General features: G+C 57.1%; 5 protein-coding genes. 3 read left to right on the forward strand and 2 right to left on the reverse strand.

What is annotated here, in order from left to right:
• Nucleotides 1–701: 701 nt before the first annotated feature.
• From VFO93_RS13950 to VFO93_RS13960, 3 genes are all read left to right on the forward strand, one after another.
• A complete protein-coding gene (locus tag VFO93_RS13950; RefSeq protein WP_325134994.1) occupies nt 702–1,475 on the forward strand; it encodes a ParA family protein in 774 nt (257 codons plus the stop codon).
• 8 nt (nt 1,476–1,483) lie between these two features.
• Complete coding sequence (locus VFO93_RS13955; protein ID WP_325134995.1) at nt 1,484–1,843, forward strand: hypothetical protein; 360 nt, start codon at nt 1,484–1,486, stop codon at nt 1,841–1,843.
• A 1,037-nt stretch (nt 1,844–2,880) separates the two neighbouring features.
• Entirely contained in the window at nt 2,881–4,137 is a 1,257-nt protein-coding gene (locus tag VFO93_RS13960) for a replication initiation protein (protein WP_325134996.1), read from the forward strand.
• Nucleotides 4,138–4,229: 92 nt separating this feature from the next.
• Here the strand turns inward: VFO93_RS13960 and VFO93_RS13965 are convergent, their stop codons facing one another.
• Complete coding sequence (locus VFO93_RS13965) at nt 4,230–5,345, reverse strand: Fic family protein (RefSeq protein WP_414653586.1); 1,116 nt, start codon at nt 5,343–5,345, stop codon at nt 4,230–4,232.
• Between the two features lie 144 nt (nt 5,346–5,489).
• On the reverse strand, nt 5,490–6,000 hold a 511-nt coding region (locus VFO93_RS13970; RefSeq protein WP_325134998.1), incomplete at its 5' end, for a hypothetical protein.

Genomic DNA, 6,000 nt, shown 5'->3' on the forward strand with positions numbered 1-6,000 from the left:
ATTTTCCCTACTCCCTCCTAGTGAAATCGTGGTTAGCTATGCTAGCTCAACCTATATCTCAGTAGTAGGCCCGGTGCCAGCCATACCGCAATACATAAACATATAAATAAGTATATAATAAGAAAGAAATACATATTTACGTATTGCGGTATGAATTGCATTACCTATTGCCACGCTTGCAATATTACCGTATTTATGTATTGCACGGATTTACGTCGCTATCATTTCGCAGCACTCGTGCTACCTGTATTTTTCATCCCTACCAAAAGAAAACTGAAATATCCTGTGCTGTATTGCAGTGCTTATGTATTGCAACCAGCCGTTCATCCAGCTAGTCGAATTGAGTTTAAAAATTGAGTGGGGGAAAAATTTTATATCGTAACCACTTTAATAAAAACTTTTTAAATAATTTTGCAATATATATTGCAGTATTTCTCATTATACCTACTAAAGAAATCGCACCAGCACTGCTACTCGCATTTCCGGGTACAATCCATATTGCAATGTTGCTGCCGTAGTGGCACTACAGTTAGTTTGTGCTTGCAGTATTTCAATGTTTCGGTACGTATTGTACTTACGTATTGCAGTATGGCGGGTATGGCCATGTGTTGCCTATTGACATGTTGCAGTATGGCCCGTGTTTTTGTGTTGTCGTATTGCTTACGGGCAGTATGTTTGTGCGGAACTCTATTCACCCGCTTATGCACATCCTAACATTCGCCAATAACAAGGGCGGGGTCGGCAAAACCACTTCTGCCTTGTCCGTTGCCCACCGCCTGGCCGAGCTGGGCAAGCAAGTTCTCTTCATCGATGCCGACCCACAGGCCAATGCCAGCACCGCCGCCGGGCTGCCCACCGAGCACCCCCACCTGGGCCTGGCCCTGGCCGAGGGCGAGGGCGTGCCTACGCTGGCCTCCCTTTGCTATCCGCTCAGCACGGGCCTCAGCATGGTGCGGTCGGCGCGCATCATGGCCCAGCAGGAAAAGGGCTTTGGTAATGCTCCCGATTATCAATTCTTTTTTCGCCACCAGCTCGCGGAAGTAGCGTCCCGGTTTGAGTACGTTATCGTGGACACGGCCCCCAACCTGGGGCCGCTCACCGTGTCGGCACTGGTCGCCAGCGAGGCCGTATTCATTCCGCTGCAACCCAACTTATTTGGTAGTGAGGGCATGACGGCCCTTATTGAGATGGTGGCCCGCCTCAAGCGCAATTTCAATCCGCAGCTGCGGGTAGGGGGTATCTTTTTCACCAAATACTCGCCTACCTACCGCAAGGCCCTGCACCACCAGTACGCCCGCGACCTCCAGGCTGACCCGGCGCTGGCCGCACTCATCATGCAGCAAACCATTCGCGAAAACGTTTCGCTGGACGAGGCCCAGAGTATGCAGCGCGCTATCTACGACTGGGCCCCCAACTCCAACGGGGCCGCCGACTACCGCAGCCTCACCGACGAAATTCTCACCCGCCTATCCTGATTTTTTACATGGCTAAGCCTTCCATGACTGGCACGCGCCCCCGGGTGGCGGCCAGTGCCGATGACCTCATCTACGGCGTAGAGCCCAGCGCGCCGCTACCCCCGACGACAGCCCCGGCCCCAGCGGCTGAGCCAGCCCCCGCCGAGCCAGCAGCCACTCCGGTAAGCCGGGTGGTGTTCACCAACCAGCTCAAGCCCGAAGTGTACCGCGAGCTTCGACAGTACGAGTACTGGGCGCACATGGAGCTACACGAGGTGTTGCACGAGGCCCTGGTAGCTTATCTGGCCGACAAGCCCGAGGCCAAGAAAGAACTGCCGCCTAAAGTAGCCGCCAAGACGCTCAAGCGCCTGGTTCGCAAGGCTGACTAGTAAGCGGCCTGGGTGGCCGCCGGGCATTGTGCGGCGGAGGGTGACGGCTTTCTGCCGCTGAGGCTCGCTAAGGCCGCCGTTAGCTAAAAGCGGGGTAATCATACCGCTATCAGCCATTGAGGGCTGCCAGCAGGCCGCAGCGGGGCAAATAGAGGCCTTGGAACGGCCGGCACCAGCAGCGTGGAGTAAGGACGCACTTAGTTTCGGCACCCGATGGCAGGTCGTTGGAAAGGCACTGATGCGCCAGCGTGCACATGCCCCTAGAAGGCTGGCAACTGGGAGTTGGCGGTACGTGAGTCAGATAGCTCGCCCTACTGCCTGGTACTTCCCTGCCCCCTAAGCTTGTGCTGAAATAACCTGTGAAAAGCCAAACCTAGCGCACATCACGCATCGGATGCCTGCGCTGGTAAGTTGAAAGTGGAGCCGAAGCTAGCGGGGTTTCGCGGTCGGTGTACGGTGCGGGCTGCCAGCATTGAGTCGGCAGCCCGCACCCTTCTTGCCTGTACAACGACTCAGTGGCCTACCTACCAACCTAGCACGCTGCCCGTGCGGAGAAATTTGAGGCGAACAGACGCAGCTAAATTTCGATTTTGCGTTTACACTAAATAATCAATATATATGAATTAAAATTTCGCGCCCAGCGTGCGGAGCCAAACTTGAAAAAGGTTTTCAAAAGTGCTCCTCACCCGACCAGATTTTTAAAATCAAAAAAAACACTAGCTAGTCTTTATTATTAATAAGTCTTATAGTCTTTACGGGTCTCATAACTACTTGATTTTAAAATTGTTGCGAGGCCTATCTGCTACCAAATTGCCGTTATCTGCTACCAAATTGCCGTTTCAAAACGGCCTATCTGCTACCAAATTGCCGTTTTGTGGATAACTATCTGCTACCAAATTGCCGTTATTGTGGATAACTATTTGCCGCCATTTCACCGTTATCTGCTACCGAATTGCCGTTTTGTGGCCCGGCAGTGGCAGCTCCAAATTTGGGAATTTGTATCTTGAACACCGTATCTGCTACCAAATTGCCGTTTTGTGAATAACCTGCTATCCATCATCACGCCACGACCGGAGGTGCGCCAACATAATGCGCTGATAAACAGCTCATTTGTATTGAATACGTTGGAGTGGCGAGCCTTTACGGCCATTCTGGCCCGCATTCATCCCGACGACGAGGAGTTCAAGGAGTACTTTATCCCGGCCCCGGAACTGGTGGGGGATGAAACGGGTGGAAGTGCCTATTTGCAAATCAAGGGATTAGCTAAGCGACTGCTGAATCGGACGCTGTACGTGGAGCTGCTTGGGCCGAATGGCGAGCGGGTAAGCAAGCCCGACTACGAGTACATCTCGTTTATCACCAAGGCGCGTTATATGCGGCAGCGCGGGGGGCTTTTTATCAAGGTCAACCCCGAGTTTATCCCGTACCTGCTACAGCTCACGCAACGGGGCAACTTCACGAAGAGCCTGACGACGGAGCTTAAAAGCCTGAGCAGCAGTCATTCCTTTAAGATTTACTGGCTGCTGTCGGAATACCGCACGTTTGGGACGCGCACCTTCACGGTAGAAGACCTGCGGTTTCGGCTGGGTATTCGGGCCGATGAGTATGCTGACCGTTTCAACAACTTTAAAGCAAAGGTGCTGGACAAAGCGCAGGAAGAGCTGGCCGACACAGACTTACGCTTTGAGATGGAACTGCTGCGCGAGGGCAAAGCGGTAAAGCATATTCGCTTCAATTTCAACGCAAGCCCGCTGGTGCTGGAGCCATCTGCTACCAAATTGCCGTTAGTAGCGGCAAATACGCTACCCGAACGCGAGGCCTGGGCCACCGCCCTGCTCGCCGCAGGGATAGGGGAGGCAGGCTGCGAGGTTATTCGCCGGCACTTGGCCGAGGGCCAGTACCCGACTGATTACCTGGACTATGTGCTGGAAGTGATGCGCCGCCCCCGCAAAGCTGCCATTCGCAAGCCGGCCGACTACATCTACAAATGCATTACGGGGAAGCTGCTGCTCGAAGAATTTCGCCGCAGCCAGGAGCCCGTGGCCGTGCCGAAAGCCGAAAAGCCCGTGCGGAAAACGACTAGTAAGCCAGCCCCGGCCGCCCCGGCCGAAACGGTTTACCAGCTGGCGGAGGTGCGGGAGATGTACGATAATCCAGGGCCGTTCAGCAAGCGTAGCGAACGGGCGCCTACGTTTGAGGAGCACCTGGAGCGTATCTACCTAAGTCAAGGGTTCGTATTGGAGAAGCGGGCTGGACAACAAGTGCTGGTTTTGAAACAGGGGCCCGCCCAGTAGCAAAGCAAGCTTCCTCATCACTTCTCAGGGTGCTCCTGCTTAAAGCATCTTTTCCGCTTTTCTACCCTTAATGCCTCGGCGTGAGCCTATTGCTAGTCCAACGTCCCATCGGCCAAACGATAGCTCGTGCTACGCCCGCCGGCCGCTTCTTTAACCAAGATTCCGCAGTCTAGCAGCGCCTGAATGTCGCGCGTGGCCGTATCCTGCGAGCACTTGGCAATAAGGGCCCATTTTGAAGATGTTAGCTTCCCCTCAAAGCCGTCGAGCAGCTGATTTAGCAGCCGCTGCTGCCGCGTATTAAAGGCCACGGCGGCGTGCTGCTCCCAAAACCGCGCTTTCGCCAAAACCTTGGCCAGAGTGTGCTCGGTCGCCCGCAGGGCGCGGCTCAGGCAGGCCAAAAACCAGTCCAGCCAAGGCGTAATATCGAGGGTGCCTTTCTGAGCTGCTTCCAGCTGCGCATAGTAAGCGGTGCGCTCCAGCCGCAGCTGAGCCGAGAGGCTATAGAAGCGCTGGGCCGAGGCATCGGCGCGGGCCAGTTGCAGCTCCGTCAGGGCGCGGGCCACGCGGCCGTTGCCATCTTCAAAGGGGTGAATCGTGACAAACCAGAGGTGGGCAATGCCGGCTTTGAGCACCGCATCGAGGGGCAGGTCGGCATTGAACCAAGTGAGAAACTGCGCCATCTGCGCGGGAACCGCTTCGGCCACAGGGGCCTCAAAGTGGACCTGCTCGCGGCCGGGGGGCCCGGAAACGACTTGCATCGGTCCTTTGGCCCCGGTGCGCCACGCCCCCACCCGGATGCGCTGCAAGCCGCTGCGGCCGGTGGGAAACAACGCCGCCTGCCAGCTGCCCAAGCGCTCGGCGGTTAGGGGTTGGGCAAAGCTCTGGGTGGCATCAAGCAGCATGTCGACTACGCCCTCCACCCGGCGCTCGGCCGCTACCAAGCCGGCCACGTCCAGGCCCAGGCGGCGCGCCAGGGAAGAACGCACTTGGTCGCTGGGCAGGAGCTCACCTTCTATTTCGCTGGATTTGAGCGCTTCCAGAGTGAGGGTTTGCAGCAGGGCCTCGGCTTGCAGCGAAAAGCCTAGCGCCTCCATGTGGCCCAGCACGCGCCCTTGCTGGTGCCGCACTGCCCCGAGCAGTGGCTCCAGGCGCTCGGGCTGCCAGGTGAAAGCTGGCCAGGTTGACTGCTGATAAATGTACACGCTAATCTCCGCTAACTATGCGGCGAATATAGCGCCTATTCTCCGCATGCTTCGCCCGCTACGCTTGGCGAGGTTGACTCAGGCACTGTGACAAGATGAAGAAGTCATCCCTTTGTTCACTGCTTTACTAGCCCCGACCTTGAGCGTGCTCTAAAGGGCGTTGGCCTTGTCAGCCACGGTATCAAGCACTCTGTTGACCGCTTTCTCCACGGGCACCTGCACCTTCTTGAGCCCCGTCTGAATAGCCCCACTGATACCGTCGAGGCCGAGCTGCCGGGCCAGGAAGGAGAGGGCCACGGGCAGGAGTTTGACGAGCGTGTTCTCGACGGCCGTGGCGGCGGGGGCGAGCTGGCCGGCGGCGATGGCGGCGGCCGAGGCAAAGAGGGCCTGGCCCACCTGGGCGAGTTGCCGGCCCTTTTCCACGAAGAGCATGACCCCGTTATAGAGCCCCCTGGCCAGTTGCAGGAAGGCCCCGCCGGGCACGGCCAGCGAGGCCAGGAAGAGCGGCACGGCCTTGGCAGCCACGCCCAGCACTTGGGCTTGGACGAAATCCAGGGCTTGGGCGCGCAGGCCCTGGGCGTGGGCACTGATGGCTTGCCAGGCGGCTTGCGGGCCGTGCTGCCAGAGGGTGAGGGCTACGCCGCCCACTTGGGTGAGCACG

Source organism: Hymenobacter sp., from assembly GCF_035709525.1.
Lineage (GTDB): Bacteria > Bacteroidota > Bacteroidia > Cytophagales > Hymenobacteraceae > Hymenobacter.